Origin of the sequence: Salipiger bermudensis HTCC2601 (genome assembly GCF_000153725.1) — a bacterium.
Taxonomy (GTDB): Bacteria; Pseudomonadota; Alphaproteobacteria; order Rhodobacterales; family Rhodobacteraceae; genus Salipiger; species Salipiger bermudensis.
Genome location: NZ_DS022276.1, coordinates 1,348,557 through 1,367,027, shown reverse-complemented (window position 1 = coordinate 1,367,027; position 18,471 = coordinate 1,348,557). Strand labels below are relative to the sequence as shown.

The 18,471-nt window shown below is 67.1% G+C and carries 13 protein-coding genes; 9 read left to right on the top strand and 4 right to left on the bottom strand.

Features of this window, described 5'->3' with window-relative positions:
• The first annotated feature begins 92 nt into the window (after positions 1–92).
• The 4 genes from R2601_RS06515 (at position 93) to R2601_RS06500 (ending at position 5,231) form a co-directional block, all read left to right on the top strand.
• Positions 93–2,900 carry a molybdopterin oxidoreductase family protein gene (locus R2601_RS06515; RefSeq protein WP_007795407.1) on the top strand — a complete coding sequence of 936 codons (2,808 nt, stop codon included), beginning with the start codon at positions 93–95 and terminating at the stop codon, positions 2,898–2,900.
• Between the two features lie 111 nt (positions 2,901–3,011).
• Positions 3,012–3,590, top strand: coding sequence for a DUF6882 domain-containing protein (locus tag R2601_RS06510; protein WP_007795405.1), 579 nt, complete (start codon positions 3,012–3,014; stop codon positions 3,588–3,590).
• A gap of 22 nt (positions 3,591–3,612) precedes the next feature.
• Positions 3,613–4,362, top strand: coding sequence for a 4Fe-4S dicluster domain-containing protein (locus tag R2601_RS06505; RefSeq protein ID WP_007795402.1), 750 nt, complete (start codon positions 3,613–3,615; stop codon positions 4,360–4,362).
• Positions 4,362–5,231, top strand: coding sequence for a dimethyl sulfoxide reductase anchor subunit family protein (locus tag R2601_RS06500; protein ID WP_007795399.1), 870 nt, complete (start codon positions 4,362–4,364; stop codon positions 5,229–5,231). The genes R2601_RS06505 and R2601_RS06500 overlap by 1 nt, the downstream gene beginning before the upstream one ends.
• Before the next feature lie 3 nt (positions 5,232–5,234).
• On the opposite strand, the gene R2601_RS06495 is transcribed toward R2601_RS06500, so the two are convergent.
• Positions 5,235–5,852: a DUF1523 family protein gene (locus R2601_RS06495; protein WP_007795396.1), complete on the bottom strand. Its 618-nt coding sequence runs from the start codon at positions 5,850–5,852 to the stop codon at positions 5,235–5,237.
• A 9-nt stretch (positions 5,853–5,861) separates the two neighbouring features.
• Positions 5,862–6,128 (bottom strand): hypothetical protein, encoded by a 267-nt coding sequence (locus R2601_RS06490; protein WP_007795393.1) that lies wholly within the window; start codon positions 6,126–6,128, stop codon positions 5,862–5,864.
• Positions 6,129–6,302: 174 nt separating this feature from the next.
• On the opposite strand from R2601_RS06490, the gene R2601_RS06485 reads away from it, so the two are divergent.
• Entirely contained in the window at positions 6,303–6,866 is a 564-nt protein-coding gene (locus tag R2601_RS06485) for a hypothetical protein (protein WP_007795390.1), read from the top strand.
• Positions 6,867–7,094: 228 nt separating this feature from the next.
• Here the strand turns inward: R2601_RS06485 and R2601_RS06480 are convergent, their stop codons facing one another.
• Positions 7,095–8,297: an aminopeptidase P family protein gene (locus tag R2601_RS06480; protein ID WP_007795388.1), complete on the bottom strand. Its 1,203-nt coding sequence runs from the start codon at positions 8,295–8,297 to the stop codon at positions 7,095–7,097.
• Positions 8,298–8,555: 258 nt separating this feature from the next.
• The gene (gene aspS, locus R2601_RS06475) at positions 8,556–10,337 is read right to left on the bottom strand and encodes an aspartate--tRNA ligase (RefSeq protein ID WP_007795386.1); all 1,782 of its coding nucleotides are present in this window, start codon (positions 10,335–10,337) and stop codon (positions 8,556–8,558) included.
• Positions 10,338–10,521: 184 nt separating this feature from the next.
• Here aspS and R2601_RS06470 point away from each other — a divergent pair, with 184 nt between their 5' ends.
• From R2601_RS06470 to R2601_RS06455, 4 genes are all read left to right on the top strand, one after another.
• Complete coding sequence (locus R2601_RS06470) at positions 10,522–11,754, top strand: SAM-dependent methyltransferase (RefSeq protein ID WP_007795383.1); 1,233 nt, start codon at positions 10,522–10,524, stop codon at positions 11,752–11,754.
• A gap of 211 nt (positions 11,755–11,965) precedes the next feature.
• The gene (carB, locus tag R2601_RS06465) at positions 11,966–15,298 is read left to right on the top strand and encodes a carbamoyl-phosphate synthase large subunit (protein ID WP_007795380.1); all 3,333 of its coding nucleotides are present in this window, start codon (positions 11,966–11,968) and stop codon (positions 15,296–15,298) included.
• 536 nt (positions 15,299–15,834) lie between these two features.
• Positions 15,835–17,349, top strand: a complete 1,515-nt coding sequence (gpmI, locus tag R2601_RS06460) for a 2,3-bisphosphoglycerate-independent phosphoglycerate mutase (protein ID WP_007795374.1) — start codon at positions 15,835–15,837, stop codon at positions 17,347–17,349.
• Positions 17,349–18,464: a murein hydrolase activator EnvC family protein gene (locus R2601_RS06455; protein ID WP_007795372.1), complete on the top strand. Its 1,116-nt coding sequence runs from the start codon at positions 17,349–17,351 to the stop codon at positions 18,462–18,464. The genes gpmI and R2601_RS06455 overlap by 1 nt, the downstream gene beginning before the upstream one ends.
• Positions 18,465–18,471 lie beyond the last annotated feature (7 nt).

Sequence of the window (18,471 nt, the reverse complement as noted above, 5' to 3'; positions counted from 1 at the left end):
CTGTGGCATCGACGCCGCAGCCCGTGTCCGCAATGCCACTGGTCAGGGTGCGAGCGCTGGCCTAGCTTTCCTGCAAGGAGAGCAGCCAGCGGATGAGCGACCAGCCGACCATCGACCTGAGCCCGCAGATCTCGGACGAGGTGCGCCAGACCACCTGCTACATGTGCGCCTGCCGTTGCGGTATCAACGTGCACCTCAAAGAGGGGCGGCTCACCTACATCGAAGGCAACCGCGACCACCCGATCAATCGCGGCGTGCTCTGCGCCAAGGGCGCCGCCGGGATCAGGCAGGTGATGTCACCGGCCCGCCTGCGTGCGCCGCTGCGCCGGGTCGGGCCACGCGGCTCGGGGGACTTCGAAGAGATCAGCTGGGAAGAGGCGTTGGAAACCGCGGTGTCTTGGCTGAAGCCCTTGCGCGAAACCGCGCCGGAAAAGCTTGCCTTCTTCACCGGGCGCGATCAGTCGCAGAGCTTCACCGGCTGGTGGGCGCAGCAGTTCGGCACGCCGAATTTTGCCGCGCATGGCGGATTCTGCTCGGTCAACATGGCGGCGGCGGGGATCTACACGCTGGGTGGATCGTTCTGGGAGTTTGGCGCGCCCGACTGGGAGCACGCCAAGCTGCTGCTGCTCTTCGGGGTGGCCGAGGATCACGACAGCAACCCGATCAAGCTCGGGCTGGCCAAGCTCAAGGCGCGCGGGGCGAAGATCGTCGGCGTGAACCCGATCCGCTCGGGCTACAACGCGATCGCCGATGAATGGGTCGGCATCACCCCGGGCACCGACGGCCTGTTCATCCTGTCGCTGGTGCACGAGCTGTTGCGCGCCGGCCAGATCGACCTCGACTTCCTCGCCCGCTTCACCAACGCGCCGGTGCTGCTCGACAGCGACCCACGATCCGAGACGCATGGCCTCTTCCTGCGTGACACCGAGGGGCGCCCGCTTGTTCTCGACCGGCGCACCGGCAAGCCCGCGCCGTGGGATGGAGAGGGGGTAGAGCCAGACCTGCGCGGGCGTCTGCGCCGCGCCGGGGTCACCCATCGCTCGGTGATGCACGAGTTGGCCGAGCGCTATCTCGATCCCGCCTACGCGCCCGAGAAAGTGGCGGAGCGCTGCGGCGTTTCTGCCGCGCAGATCCGGCGTGTGGCGGCGGAGCTGGCGCGTGCCGCCTTTGACGATCCGGTGGCGCTTGACCGGCCGTGGACCGATTTCCGCGGCGTCGAACACCAGACCATGCCGGGCCGCCCCGTGGCGGTGCATGCCATGCGCGGCATCTCCGCCCATGCCAACGGCTTCCAGACCGCCCGCGCGCTGCACCTGCTGCAAAGCCTGCTGGGCGCCGTCGAGACCCCCGGCAGCTTCCGCTTCAAGCCGCCCTATCCCAAGCCCGCAGAGGCGCACCCGCGCCCGCAGTTCCGCGCCACCCCCGGCCAGCCGCTGGAGGGCCCGCATCTGGGCTACCCGCAGGGGCCGGAGGATCTGGCGCTGCAGGATGACGGCAGCGCGGCGCGGATCGACAAGGCCTTCACCTGGGAGAACCCGCTCTCGCCGCACGGGCTCATGCACATGGTGATCTCGAACGCCGCTGCGGGCGATCCCTACCGCATCGACACGCTATTTCTCTACATGGCCAACATGGCGTGGAACTCGGCGATGAACACGCGCGGCACCATGGAGATGCTCACCGCGCAGGACGAGGACGGCGACTACATCATCCCGCGCATCATCTACTCCGACGCCTACAGCTCGGAGATGGCGGCCTATGCCGACCTGATCCTGCCCGACACCACCTATCTCGAGCGCCACGACTGCATCTCGCTGCTTGATAGGCCGATCTCGGAGCCCGACGCGGCGGCGGACGCGATCCGCTGGCCGGTGCTGACGCCCGACCGCGACGTGCGGCCCTTCCAGTCGGTGCTGCTCGACCTTGGCGCCCGGCTGGGCCTTCCGGGGATGACCGAGGCGGATGGCTCGGCCCGCTATGCCGATTACGCCGACTACATCACCAACCACGAGCGCAAGCCCGGCATCGGGCCGCTGGCCGGATGGCGCATGGGGCCGACCGGGCTGACCCACGGGCGTGGAGAGCCGAACGCGGCGCAGCTCGAGAGCTACATCGCCAATGGTGGCTTCTTCACCGCGCATGTCCCGCCGGAGGCCGCCTATTACAAGCCTTGGAACCGTGCCTACCAAGACTGGGCGGTGGAATTCGGCCTCGCGGAGACACCGCAGCCCTACCTGATCCAGCTCTGGTGCGAGCCGCTGCGGCGTTTCCAGCTGGCCGCAGAGGGGCACGGGCCTCAGCAGCCGCCCGAGCACTTGCGCGGGCGCATCCGCGCCACGCTCGACCCTCTGCCGATCTGGTACGCGCCGCTCTCGGATGCAGTCGAGGACCCGGCCGAGTTCCCCGTCCATGCGCTGACCCAGCGCCCGATGGCGATGTACCATTCCTGGGGCAGCCAGAACGCGTGGCTGCGCCAGATCCACGGCCAGAACCCGCTCTACCTGCCGACCTACTGGTGGCAGAAGCTCGGGCTGCAGGATGGCGACTGGGTACGCGTCACCTCGAGCCATGGCGGCATCACCGTGCCGGCGGCGCACATGGCAGCGCTCAACCCCAGCACGGTCTGGACGTGGAACGCCATCGGCAAGCGCAAGGGGACGTGGGCGCTCGATCCAGATGCGCCCGAGGCCACCAGGGGCTTCCTGCTCAACCACCTGATCCACGAATTGCTGCCCGAGCGCGGCGATGGGATGCGGTGGGCCAATTCCGACCCGGTGACCGGGCAGGCGGCGTGGTTCGACCTGAGGGTGAAACTGGAAAAGTCGGCCGCACCAGAGGAAAGCCAGCCGGCTTTCGGCCCAATGCACTCTCCGATCCGCCGCCATACGGGAGATTGTTGATGTATTCGCCTGCCTGTGCCCTCTCATTTGCGCATTGTTTCGAAATTAAGGCCAAACTTCCGCCGCAATTTCCATGCAACTTCCCCGTGCAAAGACGGCAGGGCAGAGCAGATGAACGAACAGGATACACACCCCACCGGGCATCGGACCGGCGCCTATACCGGCGAGGGGATCTGGTCCTACTGTCCATTTCGCGAACAGGCGCGCGAGCTCTCCCTGGCCCCGGCGCTTGCGGCGCAGCTTCAGCGGGCCGAGGATTTCTGCCGCGACCGTCTTCCCGATCTTTTCGAGCACACCGGGCTCTCGGCCCCGGGCGGTACGTGGCAGGTGTTTCCCGACCGCCAGCTCTTCAAGCTCACGACTGCCTCGGGGCGCAGCTGGTACGCGCGCTATGCACTGCTCGCCTCGTGGCGGGCCGAAAGCCACAGCTGGCTCTGGAGCTGGGCCTTCCCGCCCGCGTGGAACACCCCGGCGGAGCTGCTTTCAGTGGCGCACCGGATGCGGCTGGCGGGTGCGCGCGAGGGGTGGGATCTGCTGACCGAGCCGTCGCTTCTGGCCAACGAGGACGAAGCCTGGCGCCTTGGCGCGCTGGCGGCTCAGAGCGCCGGCATGCCGCTGGTCTATTGCGCCGGGGTCGGAGGCGGCATGACCCATGTCTACGCCATCGACACCCCCTCCTGGATGAGCTGACCTCCCGCGCGGGAGACGTGGCATGACCGCGTTGCCCGAAAGAACCGAGCGCAGGCTCGGGCTGGTGATCGACCTCGACACCTGCGTCGGCTGTCACGCCTGTGTTGTCGCCTGCAAGGGCTGGAACGATCAGGGCTATGGCGCGCCGCTGTCGGATCAGGACCCGCAGGGCGCGGCGCCGCAGGGCACCTTCCTCAACCGCGTGCACAGCTACGAGGTGTTGCCCGAGAGCGGTCCGGCCCAGCACGTGCATTTTCCCAAGTCCTGCCTGCATTGCGACGATGCGCCCTGCGTCACGGTCTGCCCCACGGGCGCCAGCTACAAGCGGGTCGAGGACGGCATCGTTCTGGTCGAGGAAGAGGCCTGCATCGGCTGCGGCCTCTGCGCCTGGGCCTGCCCCTATGGCGCGCGGGAGCTCGATCTCGCCGCCGGGGTGATGAAGAAATGCACCCTCTGCGTCGACCGCATCTACAACGAGGCCCTGCCCGAGAAGGACCGCGTGCCCGCCTGCGTGCGCACCTGCCCGGCCGAGGCGCGACATTTCGGCGACCTTGCCGACCCGGAGAGCGATGTATCGCAACTGGTCGCGGCGCGCGGCGGCATTGATCTGATGCCCGAGCAGGGGACGAAACCGGTCAACAAGTACCTGCCCCCACGCCCGCGCGATGGCTGGGGCGAGGACACCGACGTCCTGGCGCCCTTCCTCGAGCCGGTGGCCGAGGAGCCGCAGGGCTTTCTCGGCTGGCTCGACCGCACGCTGGGGAAGCTCTGATGCACCCGGCTCCGTCGATCATCCTGTTCACCACGCTCTCGGGGCTTGGCTTCGGGCTCTTGATCTGGCTTGGCGTCGATCCGACGCCGCCCACGGGCTGGGTGGCCTTCGCCTTCTACGCCATCGCCTATGCTCTGGCGCTGTCGGGCCTCGCCGCCTCGAGCTTCCATCTCGGTCGGCGCGACCGGGCGCTCAAGGCGTTCCGCCAGTGGCGCACCAGCTGGCTCTCGCGCGAGGCCTGGCTCGCGGCGCTGGCGCTGGGCGTCTCCGGGCTCCATGCGCTGGGCCTGCTCTTCGGGATCGCGCTGTTGCCGCTCGGCTGGCTGAGCGCGGCGTTGTCACTGGCCACGGTCGCGGCAACGGCGATGATCTATGCCCAGCTCCGCACGGTGCCTCGCTGGTACCACTGGTCGACCCCGATCTTGTTCATCGCGCTGTCGCTGAGCGGGGGTGCGCTGCTCTCGGGCCGGGTAGAGATTGCCAGCGGCCTGCTGCTGCTGACCGGGGCATTGCAGTTCTGGGTCTGGTATGATGGCGACCGCCGCTTTGCGCGCTCGGGCACCACGCTTGCCAGCGCCACAGGCCTCGGCGAGCAGGGCGTGCCACGGGCGCTCTTTCCGCCGCACACGGGCAGCAACTACCTGCTCGACGAGATGGTCTACGTGGTGGCCCGCCGCCACGCGCTAAAGCTGCGCTCCATCGCGCTGGTTATGATGGTGCTGTTGCCGGTGCTGTTGCTGCAACTGCCGATGCCGCATCTCTTCGGCCTGTTGGCGCTTGCGTGTCACCTTGCGGGGGTACTCACCGCGCGCTGGCTGTTCTTTGCAGAGGCCGAGCACGTGGTCGGCCTCTACTACGGCAAGCGCTGAGCCTCAGCCCTTGCGGCGGAAGAAGCCCTTGAGGCGGCCGCCGGCCTCGTCGAGATTGTCGCCCATGTCGTCGAGCACCGGGTCGATGCGCGCCTGGCGGAAGCGCCGCCAGCGCACGTAGAGCGCCCAGACCACCGCGACGAGCAGGGTCAGGAGGATGATGTTGAGCCACGGGATGATGCGCACGTCGGGCCCGTCCACCGGGCGCAGGCTCACCACGTTCGGGTAGACCGAGAGGAACTCGTTGCGCCAGCCGTAATGCCGGATCACCACCCATTGCGGCGCGGCGGCGGTGGAGCGCAAATCGGCGGCCTCGGCCTGCAGGTTCGCTGTGTCGAACTTGAAATAGGGCGGCCAGCCCCAGCCGGTATCCTCGTTGCGGTAGACCATCACGTCGTCATCGTTCAGCCGGGTCTGGATGAAGAACACATCGCGGCCAGTGACGTTGAGGGTCTCACCGGTGGCGGCGTTCGACCAGAACAGGCTGTTCTCGCCCGGATCGATGCGCTTCTCGTAGGTGTCGCTGATCCGCGCGATGTCGTGCTGCGGCAGGGTGTAGTGCAGGAAGGCCGCGACCAGCGCCCAGAACAGAACGATGATGGACCATTTCACGTAGCGCATGACGACCTCCTAGTGGAAATTGGTCAGATAGACGATCAGCCCAATAAGGCAAAGCGGAACGACATACACCCCCAGGATCAGTTTGCGCCGCAGGGATTGATCGTACTCCGCGAGCCCGGCCTCGACGAAGGCCGCGCGCCCGCCCGGGCCTTGCGCCTCATCCCACTCGGCCTCGAGCTTGCGACGCCGCACCCGGCGCGACCAGAGCGACAGGGCGGCATAGATCACCGTCAGCACGACGAAGCCGATTCCCAACAATCGCAACAGTGCCAGCATGGCAGGATCCTCCGGCGGGCCTCGCGCGGCCTGCCTCACCTGACCTGCCGGGGCCGTGAAAATCAACCGTCGCTGTGCCGGCCTGGCCCCGATCGGGAAATCCGCACCTTGCCAGACGGGCCGCTGGCGGGGCACCTTTGCGCCGTTAGCAATTCCATTTCAGGCCAAGATATCATGACCCGCACCTTTCTTTTCGCGCTTCCTGCGAGCCTCGCGCTGCTCGCTGCCCCGGCCTCCGCCGACGAGATCGCCGACACGCTGCAATCGGCACTCGACGCCTACCAGGAGGGCGATGTGCAATACGCGCTGGAAGAGCTCGACTACGCCCGCTCGAAGCTTCTGGAGATGAAGACCGACGCGCTGGGCGCCTTCCTGCCCGAGGCCCCCGAGGGCTGGACACGCGAGGTCGATACCGAGGCCAACGCGGCGATGGCGATGATGGGGGGCGGCGTGGCGGCCGAGGCCGAGTACGGCTCGCCGGAAGGAGAAAACTACACGGTGCAGATGTTCGCCGACAATCCGATGGTCGCGAGCATGTCCGCGATGATCATGAATGCTGGCGCCATGGGCCTGAAGACCGAGCGCATCGGGCGCCAGAAATTCGCCCTTCAGGACAGCCAGACCATGGGCCTGATCGCCAACCGGATCCTTCTGCAGGTCGAGGGCCCTGAGGCCGGCACCCGCAAGATGCTGCTCGAGGCGATGGATTTCGACGCCATGGCCAATTTCGGCGGCTGACCAGCCGGCCCGCGCCGCCGTGCCCGGGCGTCTCTGCTCCCGCCGGGTTGGCCCGAGCCATCGCGATATCGCGGGACCGCGCCCGGCCGCAGCAGTCGGCCTGCCTCCGGCGGGAGTATTTTTGACGAAGAGAAGCCAGGGGCGCTCTCCCCCGGGCCTCTTCTGGCTGAAAATATCCCGGGGGAGTCCGCGCCGCGCGCGGACGGGGGCAGCGCCCCCGATCCTGCTTCAGCCGACCACGTTGAACGCCGGCCCGTAGGGATAGCCGGTGATGTTGTCGTTGCCGTCCTCGGTGATCACGAGGATGTCGTGCTCGCGGTAGCCGCCGGCGCCGGGTTGGCCTTCGGGAAGGGTCAGCATCGGCTCCATCGAGATCACCATGCCCGGCTCGAGCACCGTGTCGATATCCTCGCGCAGCTCCAGCCCCGCCTCGCGACCATAGTAATGCGACAGCACGCCGAAGGAGTGGCCATAGCCGAAGGTGCGGTACTGCAGAAGGTCGCGCTCGGCAAAGAAGGCGTTGATCGCCTGCGTGACCTTGGCGCAGCTCGCCCCGGGCCTCAGGAGCGACATGCCGTATTCATGCGCCGCAACGTTGGCCTCCCAGATCTCGCGCGAGGCATCGTCGACTTCGCCCACGAACAGCGTGCGTTCCAGAGCGGTGTAGTAGCCCGAGATCATCGGGAAGGTGTTGAGCGAGAGGATATCGCCGCGCCTGAGCGCCCGCGCGGTGACCGGGTTGTGGGCGCCGTCGGTGTTGATGCCCGACTGGAACCAGACCCAGGTGTCGCGGTACTCGGCGTCGGGGAAGCGCCTGGCGATCTCCAGCTCCATCGCGTCGCGCCCGGCCATGGCGATGTCGATCTCGCGCGCGCCTTCGCGAATCGCGTCGCGGATGGCGTAGCCGCCGACATCGGCCACCTGCGCGCCCTGCCGGATCAGGGCGATCTCGGCGGCGGACTTGTGCATCCGCTGGCGCATCGTGGCAGGCGCGATATCCAGCGTCTCCGAGGGCTTGAGGAACGCGTCCAGCAGGTCGCGCTGCACCAGTGTCAGGTGATCGCCCTCGAAGCCGATGGCGGCGCCCTCGCCGGTCACCGAGCGGATCGCGCGCCAGTAGTTGTTCCGGGCCCAGTCGGTATAGGTGATGTTGTCGCCATGGCTGCGCCGCCAGGGCTGTGCTGCGTCGATGCCGGCGCTGACCGTGACACTGTCGGTTTCGGTGACCACCAGCGCGTAAGGGCGGCCAAAGCTGCAATAGAGGAAGCCCGAGTAATAGGCGATGTTGTGCATCGAGGTGAAGACGCAGGCGGTCAGGCCTGCGGCCTCCATGCTGGCGCGCAGCCCCTTGAGGCGCGCGTCATACTCTTCGGATGCGAATGGCAGGACGCGGTCGCCCTGATGGAAACGGTAGAATGCGGGGCGGTCCATGTGAGGCCCTCCTTTGAAGTCGCGGAGGGTCGGACCCGACCCTGCCGCGGTGGCAAAGCAAGGTCCCGGCGTGCAGGACGGATGATGATGCGGGCGTGCCTCGGCGGCACCGGCGACGCCATCGCCTGCCCGGAGGCGAAGATGCTGCGGGGCGGCGGGTTTGGCAAGCAGAATTGCGCGAGAGGCTGGACGGGGGCAGCGCCGGGCACGAAAAAGGGCGCCGGCAGGCGCCCTTTCGTCAGTGCCGAACGTGCGGCCTCACTCCTGCGGGATGACCCGCAGCGACAGCTCCATGAGCTGATCCGAGCTCGGCTCGGAGGGGGCCTGCATCATCAGGTCCTCGGCGCGCTGGTTCATCGGGAACATGATGACCTCGCGGATGTTCGAGGTGCCGGCCAGCAGCATCACGATGCGGTCGATGCCGGCCGCGCAGCCACCGTGCGGCGGGGCGCCGTACTGGAACGCGGTGTAGAGGCCGGCGAAGCGCTTCTTGACCTCGTCCTCGCCGTAGCCGGCAATCTCGAAGGCTTTCAGCATGACCTCGGGCTTGTGGTTCCGGATCGCGCCCGAGACCAGCTCGTAGCCGTTGCAGGCGAGGTCGTACTGGAAGCCCTTGACCGCCAGCGGATCGCCGTCCAGCGCCTCGGCACCGCCCTGCGGCATCGAGAACGGGTTGTGCTCGAAATCGATCGCGCCGGTCTCCTCGTCCTTCTCGTAGATCGGGAAGTCGACGATCCAGGCGAAGGCGAAGCGGTTCTTGTCGGTGAGGTTCAGCTCTTCGCCGATCACATCGCGCGCCTTGCCGGCCACGCGCTGGAAGCCCGAGGGCTTGCCGCCGAGGAAGAACGCCGCGTCGCCCACGTCGAGGCCGAGCTGCTGGCGGATCGCCTCGGTGCGCTCCGGGCCGATGTTCTTGGCCAGCGGACCGGCGGCCTCGAGGCCGTTGCCCTGATCGCGCCAGAAGATGTAGCCCATGCCGGGCAGACCCTCTTTCTGGGCGAAGGCGTTCATCCGGTCGCAGAACTTGCGCGAGCCGCCGGTGGGGGCGGGGATGGCGCGGATCTCGGTGCCGTCCTGCTCGAGCAGCTTGGCGAAGATCGCGAAGCCCGAGCCGCGGAAATGCTCGGAGACGTCCTGCATCTCGATCGGGTTGCGCAGGTCCGGCTTGTCGGTGCCGTATTTCAGCGCCGCCTCGTGATAGGGGATCTGCGGCCAGCTCGCCGGGTCGTCGACCTTGGCGCCTTCGCCGAACTCTTCAAAGATGCCCGCGATCACCGGCGAGATCGTGTCGAACACGTCCTGCTGGGAGACGAAGCTCATCTCCATGTCGAGCTGGTAGAAGTCGGTGGGCGAGCGGTCGGCGCGCGGGTCCTCGTCGCGGAAGCAGGGTGCGATCTGGAAGTATTTGTCGAAGCCCGACACCATGATCAGCTGCTTGAACAGCTGCGGCGCCTGCGGCAGCGCGTAGAATTTGCCCGGGTGCAGACGGCTTGGCACCAGGAAGTCGCGCGCGCCCTCGGGCGAGGAGGCGGTGATGATCGGGGTCTGGTACTCGCGGAAGCCCTTGTCCCACATGCGGCGGCGCATCGACGAGACCACGTCCGAGCGCAGCGTCATGGCGCGCTGCATCTCTTCGCGGCGCAGGTCGAGGTAGCGATAGCGCAGGCGGGTTTCCTCGGGATATTCCTGCTCGCCGAAGACCATCAGGGGCAGTTCCTTCGCGGTGCCGAGCACCTCGATGTCGCGCACGAAGACCTCGATCTCGCCGGTCGGGAGCTTCGGGTTCACCAGCTCGGCGTCGCGGGCCTTGACCACGCCATCGATGCGGATGCACCACTCTGCGCGCACCTTCTCGACCTCGGCAAAGACCGGGCTGTCGGGATCGCAGAGCACCTGCGTCATGCCGTAATGGTCGCGCAGGTCGATGAACAGGATACCGCCGTGATCGCGGATGCGGTGGACCCAGCCCGACAGACGGACGGTCTCGCCGACGTTCTCCTTGGTCAGCGCGGCGCAGGTGTGCGTGCGGTAGGCGTGCATATCGGGAGCCCTTTGGAAGCTGCTGGAAAGTTAGGCGCCGATACACCGCGCGAAGGGCCGGAAGTCAAGCGAATGGGGCCGGTATCTTGCCGAAAAGGCGGCAGGCGTTAACCTTGGTTAATGCCCGCGGTGCGTTTCCCCGCGTGAGGCTTGGCTGAATTCATTGCAAAAAAGGGGGTCCGGTATGTGGAGAACCGTCCTCGACAAGATGTTGGCAAAACTCGTTGTGACGGGCCGTCTGGGCGTCACATGGCCCGATGGACGCATCACCGCCTACGGGCCGGGCGGCGATCTCGAGGCCAAGGTGCGGCTCACCGAGGAGAGCATCGTGCGCGAGCTTGGCCAGCGCCCGGTGCTGGCGCTGGGTGAAGGCTACATGGATGGCCGCATCGACGTGTCGCCGGAGCAGCTCTACCCGTTCATGGCTTTGCTGATCCGCAACCAGCAATCGGGCGCGATGCCCAGGTGGTTCGATACGGTGCAGGCGCTGCGCGGCTGGACCCGCGGCATCGAGCAGCGCAACAATCCGCTGCGGTCGCAGAAGAACGTGCAGCATCACTACGATATCTCCGACGATCTCTACCGCCTCTTCCTCGACGAGGACATGCAGTACAGTTGCGCTTATTTCGCCCGCCCGGACATGACGCTCGAGGCGGCGCAGGCGGCGAAGAAGGATCTGATCGCGCGCAAGCTGCGGATCACGCCGGGGATGAGGGTGCTGGATATCGGCTGCGGCTGGGGCGGCATGGCGCTGACGCTGGCGCGTGATTACGGCGCACGGGTTGTGGGGGTGACGCTGTCGGAGAACCAGCTCGCCACGGCGCAGGCCCGGGCCGAGGAGGCAGGGCTCTCGGACAAGGTGGAGTTCCGGCTGCTTGATTATCGAAAGGTTGGTGAAACCTTCGACCGGATCGTCAGCGTGGGCATGCTCGAGCATGTCGGCTTCCCGCATCTCGATTCCTATTTCGCGAAGGTCGACGAGCTGCTCGCCGAGGATGGAATCGCCCTGATTCACACCATCGGCCACCTATCTGAACCGCAGCCCACGTCGATGTGGCTCGACAAGTACATCTTCCCCGGCGGCTATGTCCCTTCGCTCTCGGAGGTTTCGGCCTCGGTCGAGAAGACCGGACTCTGGGCCACCGATGTCGAGGTGCTGCGCGGCCATTACGGCCCGACCCTGCACCACTGGCGGGCGCGGTTCGAGGCGGCACTGCCCAAGGTACGCGAGATGTACGACGAGACCTTCGTGCGCATGTGGCGCTTCTATCTCGTTGCTTGTGAAGCGACTTTCGAGGAGATGTATCAGGGCGTCTTCCACCTCCAGCTCGCCCACAGGCAGGACGCGGTGCCGGTGACCCGTGACTACCTTTCTCGCGGTCAAGGCGATGACCGGATGATGCAGGCCGCCCAGTAGCGCGGACCGCGACGGCCCCCACGTCAGGCACGGAGAATTTTCGTCCGAAAATTCTTCGCCCGAAGGCGTGTCAGCGCGAACGGTATGGGGTTGCAGCGCGCCTTCCGATGTCTATAACGCACGACAATTTGCGGGCAGCTGCGACTCCTCCGCACGTCGTCGCATGCCTGCAGAAAACGCCCGGAACACGCCCCAAGTCAGAGGTCGAGACATGCCCAAAAGAACCGATATCAAATCCATCATGATCATCGGCGCAGGGCCCATCATCATCGGCCAGGCCTGCGAGTTCGACTATTCCGGCGCACAGGCCTGCAAGGCCCTGCGCGAAGAAGGTTACCGGGTCATTCTGGTGAACTCGAACCCGGCCACGATCATGACCGACCCCGAGCTCGCCGACGCCACCTATATCGAGCCGATCACCCCCGAGGTCGTCGCCAAGATCATCGAGAAGGAGCGCCCCGACGCGCTGCTGCCGACGATGGGCGGGCAGACCGGCCTCAACACCTCGCTAAAGCTCGAGGAAATGGGCGTGCTCGAGAAGTTCGGCGTGGAGATGATCGGCGCCAAGCGCGAGGCCATCGAGATGGCCGAGGACCGCGCGCTGTTCCGCGAGGCGATGGACCGCATCGGCCTCGAGAACCCGGCCGCCACCATTGTCACGGCCCCCACCAAGCCGGACGGCAAGGCCGATCTCGACGCAGGCGTCGCGCAGGCGCTTGAGGCGCTTGAAACCGTCGGCCTGCCGGCGATCATCCGACCCGCCTTTACGCTCGGCGGCACCGGTGGCGGCGTGGCCTACAACCGCGAGGACTATATCCACTATTGCCGCTCGGGCATGGATGCCTCGCCGGTGAACCAGATCCTCGTCGATGAGTCGCTGCTCGGCTGGAAGGAATTCGAGATGGAGGTGGTCCGCGACAAGGCGGACAACGCCATCATCGTCTGCGCCATCGAGAACGTCGACCCGATGGGTGTGCACACCGGCGACTCGATCACCGTGGCCCCTGCGCTGACCCTGACTGACAAGGAATACCAGATCATGCGCAACGGCTCGATCGCCGTGCTGCGCGAGATCGGCGTCGAGACCGGCGGCTCCAACGTGCAATGGGCGGTGAACCCGGAAAACGGCCGCATGGTGGTGATCGAGATGAACCCGCGCGTGTCGCGCTCTTCGGCGCTGGCCTCCAAGGCCACCGGCTTCCCGATCGCGAAGATCGCCGCCAAGCTTGCCGTGGGCTACACGCTGGACGAGCTCGACAACGACATCACCAAGGTGACGCCGGCGAGCTTCGAGCCGACCATCGACTACGTCGTCACCAAGATCCCGAAATTCGCCTTCGAGAAGTTCGCGGGGGCCGAGCCCTACCTCACCACCGCGATGAAGTCGGTGGGCGAGGCGATGTCGATCGGCCGCACGATCCACGAATCGATGCAGAAGGCGCTGGCGTCGATGGAATCCGGCCTCACCGGCTTTGACGAGATCGAGATCGAGGGCGCGCCGGAGAAATCCGCCGTCATCAAGGCGATCAGCCAGCAGACCCCGGACCGGCTCCGCACCATCGCGCAGGCCATGCGCCACGGGCTTTCGAATGACGAGATCCACGGCGTCACCATGTTCGACCCTTGGTTCCTCGACCGCATCCGCGAGATCGTCGAGGCCGAGGAGGAGGTGCGCGCCAACGGTCTGCCGCAGACCGAAGAGGGGATGCGCCAGCTCAAGATGATGGGCTTCACCGATGCCCGGCTCGCCAAGCTCACGGGCTTCTCCGAGAAGGACGTGCGCAGCCGCCGCACCGGGCTTGGCGTGACGGCCGTGTTCAAGCGCATCGACACCTGCGCCGCCGAGTTCGAGGCCCAGACGCCCTACATGTACTCCACCTACGAAGAGCCGATGATGGGCGAGGTGGAATGCGAGGCGCGGCCCTCTGACAAGAAGAAGGTCGTCATCCTCGGCGGTGGTCCGAACCGGATCGGCCAGGGCATCGAGTTCGACTACTGCTGCTGTCACGCCTGCTTCGCGCTCACCGCCGCGGGCTACGAGACCATCATGATCAACTGCAACCCCGAGACCGTGTCGACCGACTACGACACCTCGGACCGGTTGTATTTCGAGCCGCTCACCTTCGAGCACGTGATGGAGATCCTGCGGGTCGAGCAGTCCAACGGCACCCTGCACGGCGTCATCGTGCAGTTCGGCGGCCAGACGCCGCTGAAGCTTGCCAACGCGCTCGAGGCCGAGGGCATCCCCATCCTCGGCACCACGCCCGACGCCATCGACCTCGCCGAGGACCGCGAGCGCTTCCAGGCGCTGGTGAACGAGCTCGAGCTCAAGCAGCCGAAGAATGGCATCGCCTCGACCGACGCTCAGGCGCTGGCCATCGCCGACAGCATCGGCTTCCCGCTGGTGATCCGTCCGTCCTACGTGCTGGGCGGCCGGGCGATGGAGATCGTCCGCGACATGGCCCATCTCGAGCGCTACATCAAGGAGGCCGTGGTGGTCTCGGGCGACAGCCCGGTGCTGCTCGACAGCTATCTCGACGGTGCCGTCGAGCTCGACGTGGATGCGCTCTGCGACGGCGAGGCGGTGCACGTGGCGGGTATCATGCAGCACATCGAGGAGGCCGGCGTGCACTCGGGCGACAGTGCCTGCTCGCTGCCGCCCTACTCGCTCTCGGATGACGTGATCGCCCGGGTCAAGGTGCAGACCGAGGCGCTGGCCAAGGCGCTGAACGTGGTCGGCCTGATGAACGTGCAGTTCGCCGTCAAGGATGACGAGATCTACCTCATCGAGGTCAACCCGCGTGCCTCGCGCACCGTGCCCTTCGTCGCCAAGGCGACCGACTCGGCCATCGCCTCAATCGCCGCGCGCATCATGGCGGGCGAGAAGCTCTCGGCCTTCCCGATGCGCGAGGGCTACGCCGCCGATACCGACTATGACAGCGACGTGCCGATCGCCGACCAGATGACCCTGGCCGACCCGAACATGCCGTGGTTCTCGGTCAAGGAGGCCGTGCTGCCCTTCGCCCGCTTCCCCGGCGTCGACACCATCCTCGGGCCCGAGATGCGCTCGACCGGCGAGGTCATGGGCTGGGACCGCTCCTTCCCGCGCGCCTTCCTCAAGGCGCAGATGGGCGCCGGCACCGACCTGCCGACCGAGGGCGCGGTGTTCGTGTCGATCAAGGACGCGGACAAGACCGACCAGATGCTCGAGGCGGCCCGCGTGCTGGTCGAGATGGGCTTCACCTTGATCGCCACCGGCGGCACGGCGACCTTCCTCGAGGCGGCGGGCATCGCCTGCGAGCGGGTCAAGAAGGTCTACGAGGGCCGTCCGAACGTGGTCGACCTGATGAAGGACGGCGGCATCCAGCTGGTGCTGAACACCACCGAGGGCACCGCCGCGGTCGAGGACAGCCGCGAGATCCGCTCGGTCGCGCTCTACGACAAGATCCCCTACTTCACGACTGCCGCCGGCGCCCACGCCGCGGTGATGGCGATGAAGGCCCGCGAGGAGGGGGAGATCGTGGTGAAGTCGCTGCAGGGGTGAGGCTCTGAACGCAAGCTGAGGGAAGCGCGCCAGCAAGACGGGGCGCTTCATGGATCAGAAGACCTCGAGCAAGGCGCCTTTCAAGGGCATTCACGAGAAATAGGATCCAGGCGGGGCGGAGACGGCCCGCCTTGTTCGCGTCTGGACAATGCCCCGGCGCGGAATCAAGCCCGAAGGGCGCTGCGCAAACGCCGGACCGTCACCGCGGTCTGGCGCTTTGGTGACATCAGCGCGGCGTGTCGAGGTCCTTCGGACTTGGCCGGGATAAATCGAGGGGTTCGACGGGACGAGCGCCAAACCACGGTCCGGCGCTTGCGCGGCTTGCTCTGTTGATCGGACCTTGGCCATAGGCGAGAGCGCTACAGGCGCACATCCGGAAGGCGCGTCCCGCCGCTTGCGCGGCCCGTACTTCCGACCTGAGCTCGGCAAAACGCTATTGCCCGAAAGACCATCCCGACCGCGCGGCGCTGCGTCCTCTCCACATCCCTCGTCAACCCTGCTAAGCCTGCCCTGACCGCATCAGGAGGGCCTCCCACATGACCACGCCGAAACCCGTTGTCCTGACCATTCTCGACGGCTGGGGCCTGCGCGAGGAGGAGGCGTTCAACGCGCCGAAGCTCGCCAAGACCCCGACCATGGACAGGCTCTACGCCTCCTGCCCGCACGCCACGCTGGTGACCTTCGGACCGGATGTGGGGCTGCCGTCGGGGCAGATGGGCAACTCGGAAGTCGGCCACACCAATATCGGCGCGGGCCGGGTCGTGGCGATGGATCTGGGCCAGATCGACCTTGCCATCGAGGACGGCTCGTTCTTCGACAACGAGGCGATCAAGTCCTTCGCCGCCAAGGTTCTCGACGCTGGCGGCACCGCGCATGTGATGGGCGTGGTCTCGGATGGCGGCGTGCATGGCCATATCGAACACATCAAGGCCGGCGTGAAGATGCTCACCGACCTTGGCTGCAACGTCATCATCCACGCCATCACCGATGGCCGCGACGTGGCGCCGAAATCCGGCGAGGCCTTCGTGAAGGACCTCGGCGACAGCCTGCCCGAAGGCGCCTCCATCGGCACCGTCATCGGCCGCTACTACGCCATGGACCGCGACAACCGCTGGGAGCGGATCCAGCAGGCCTATGACGCGATGATCCTCGCCAAGGGCGAGACCGCGCCCGACCCGGTGACCGCCGTCAGCCAGAGCTACGCCAACGGCAAGACCGACGAGTTCATCCCGGCCACGGTGATCGACGGCTACGCGGGGCTGGACGCGGGCGACGGCTTTTTCTGCATGAACTTCCGCGCCGACCGTGCCCGCGAGATCCTCAAGGCGGTCGGCGCGCCGGACTTCGACGGGTTCGAGCGCGACAAGCCCGAGCTCTCGGCGCTGCTCGGCATGGTCGAGTATTCCGACGATCACAACGCCTACATGACCACCGCCTATCCCAAGCGCGAGATCGTCAATACGCTCGGCGAATGGGTGGCCAAGCACGGGCGGCGGCAGTTCCGCCTCGCCGAGACCGAGAAATACCCGCACGTGACCTTCTTCCTCAACGGCGGTAAGGAGACCCCGGAGGAGGGCGAGGACCGCTTCATGCCCAAATCGCCCAAGGTGGCGACCTACGACATGCAGCCCGAGATGTCCGAGCCCGAGGTGGCCGAGAAGTTCGTCGAGGCCATCGAGGCCGGCTACGACCTGATCGTGACCAATTTCGCCAACCCGGACATGGTCGGCCATACCGGCGATCTCGAGGCCGCGATCAAGGCCTGCGAGGCGGTCGATGACGGGCTCGGCAAGGTCGTCTCGGCGCTCGAGAAGGCCGGCGGCGCGATGGTGGTGATCGCCGATCACGGCAATTGCGAGACCATGTGGGACGAGGCCACCGACGGTCCGCACACCGCCCACACCACCAATCTCGTGCCGGTGATCCTGTTCGGCGGCCCCGAGGGCGCCACTGTGCATGACGGCCGGCTCGCCGACGTGGCGCCGACGCTGCTGCAGCTGATGGGACTCGACCGGCCGGAAGAGATGACCGGGACGAGTCTCATCGACTGATGCTGCGGCTGACGCTGATCCTGTCGCTGCTCGCCGCCCCGGTCCTGGCGCAGGATCCGGGCGCTGCCGCGCGCCAGGCCGCCGGGGCGCTCGAAGAGGCTTCGGAGCAGCTCGACCGGGCTGAGAGCGCGCGCGACCGCGTGCGGGCGCTGACCACCACGGTGAAGGCCTACGAGGCGGGCCTTGCCGCGATGCGCGACGGGCTGCGTGAGGCGGCCATCCGCGAGACCGAGCTGAGCCGCCGCCTGCAGGGGCAGGAGGCCGAGATCGCCCAGCTTCTGGGTGTCTTGTCGAGCATGGGCGGGCGCGCCGCACCGGGCGCCATGCTGCATCCCGACGGCCCGGTGGGCGCTGCGCGCGCGGGCATGATGCTGGCGGCGGTGACGCCGGGGCTGAACGCGCAGGCCGAAGCGCTGCGCTCGGATCTCGAGGAGGTCACCGCGCTGCGAACGTTGCAGCAGAGCGCCGCCCAGACGCTCCAGCAGGGGCTCACCGGCGTGCAGGAGGCCCGCACCGAGCTCAGCCAGGCGGTGGCCGACCGCACCGACCTGCCCAAGCGCTTCACCGAGGACCCGATCCGCACCGCGATCCTGATCTCCTCGACCGAGACGCTGCAGGGCTTTGCCAGCGGGCTCTCGCAGATCACCGAGGACGAGACCCGCACCCAGCTGCCGCCGATCGACGACCGCAAGGGCGCGCTCGGGATGCCGGTGCAGGGTGAGATCCTGCGGCGCGCCGGAGAGGCCGATGCCGCCGGCGTCACCCGCCCCGGAATCGTGGTCGCGACCCTGCCCGAGGCGCTCGTGACCACGCCCACCGCGGCCACCGTGCGCTATAGCGGACCGCTGCTCGATTACGGTCTGGTGACGATTCTCGAGCTCCAGCCCGACCTGCTTTTCGTGTTTGCCGGGCTCGACGTGCTCTATGGCCAGACCGGCGAAGTGCTGCCCGCAGGCAGCCCGGTGGGGCTGATGGGCGGCCGCGCTGCGGGACGCGACCCGTCACCATCTGTTGAAGGGGGTGGCGCTGGACGCACGGAAACGCTCTATATAGAGGTCAGACAGGGCGACAGGCCCGTGGACCCGCTCACGTGGTTCGCAAGCGACAAGGGATGATATGGGC

Excerpts from the sequence above, each read along its gene's own strand:
- R2601_RS06515 (WP_007795407.1), top strand. The coding sequence starts at position 93 with ATGAGCGACCAGCCGACCATCGACCTGAGCCCGCAGATCTCGGACGAG.
- R2601_RS06510 (WP_007795405.1), top strand. The coding sequence starts at position 3,012 with ATGAACGAACAGGATACACACCCCACCGGGCATCGGACCGGCGCCTAT.
- R2601_RS06505 (WP_007795402.1), top strand. The coding sequence starts at position 3,613 with ATGACCGCGTTGCCCGAAAGAACCGAGCGCAGGCTCGGGCTGGTGATC.
- R2601_RS06500 (WP_007795399.1), top strand. The coding sequence starts at position 4,362 with ATGCACCCGGCTCCGTCGATCATCCTGTTCACCACGCTCTCGGGGCTT.
- R2601_RS06495 (WP_007795396.1), bottom strand. The coding sequence starts at position 5,852 with ATGCGCTACGTGAAATGGTCCATCATCGTTCTGTTCTGGGCGCTGGTC.
- R2601_RS06490 (WP_007795393.1), bottom strand. The coding sequence starts at position 6,128 with ATGCTGGCACTGTTGCGATTGTTGGGAATCGGCTTCGTCGTGCTGACG.
- R2601_RS06485 (WP_007795390.1), top strand. The coding sequence starts at position 6,303 with ATGACCCGCACCTTTCTTTTCGCGCTTCCTGCGAGCCTCGCGCTGCTC.
- R2601_RS06480 (WP_007795388.1), bottom strand. The coding sequence starts at position 8,297 with ATGGACCGCCCCGCATTCTACCGTTTCCATCAGGGCGACCGCGTCCTG.
- aspS (WP_007795386.1), bottom strand. The coding sequence starts at position 10,337 with ATGCACGCCTACCGCACGCACACCTGCGCCGCGCTGACCAAGGAGAAC.
- R2601_RS06470 (WP_007795383.1), top strand. The coding sequence starts at position 10,522 with ATGTGGAGAACCGTCCTCGACAAGATGTTGGCAAAACTCGTTGTGACG.
- carB (WP_007795380.1), top strand. The coding sequence starts at position 11,966 with ATGCCCAAAAGAACCGATATCAAATCCATCATGATCATCGGCGCAGGG.
- gpmI (WP_007795374.1), top strand. The coding sequence starts at position 15,835 with ATGACCACGCCGAAACCCGTTGTCCTGACCATTCTCGACGGCTGGGGC.
- R2601_RS06455 (WP_007795372.1), top strand. The coding sequence starts at position 17,349 with ATGCTGCGGCTGACGCTGATCCTGTCGCTGCTCGCCGCCCCGGTCCTG.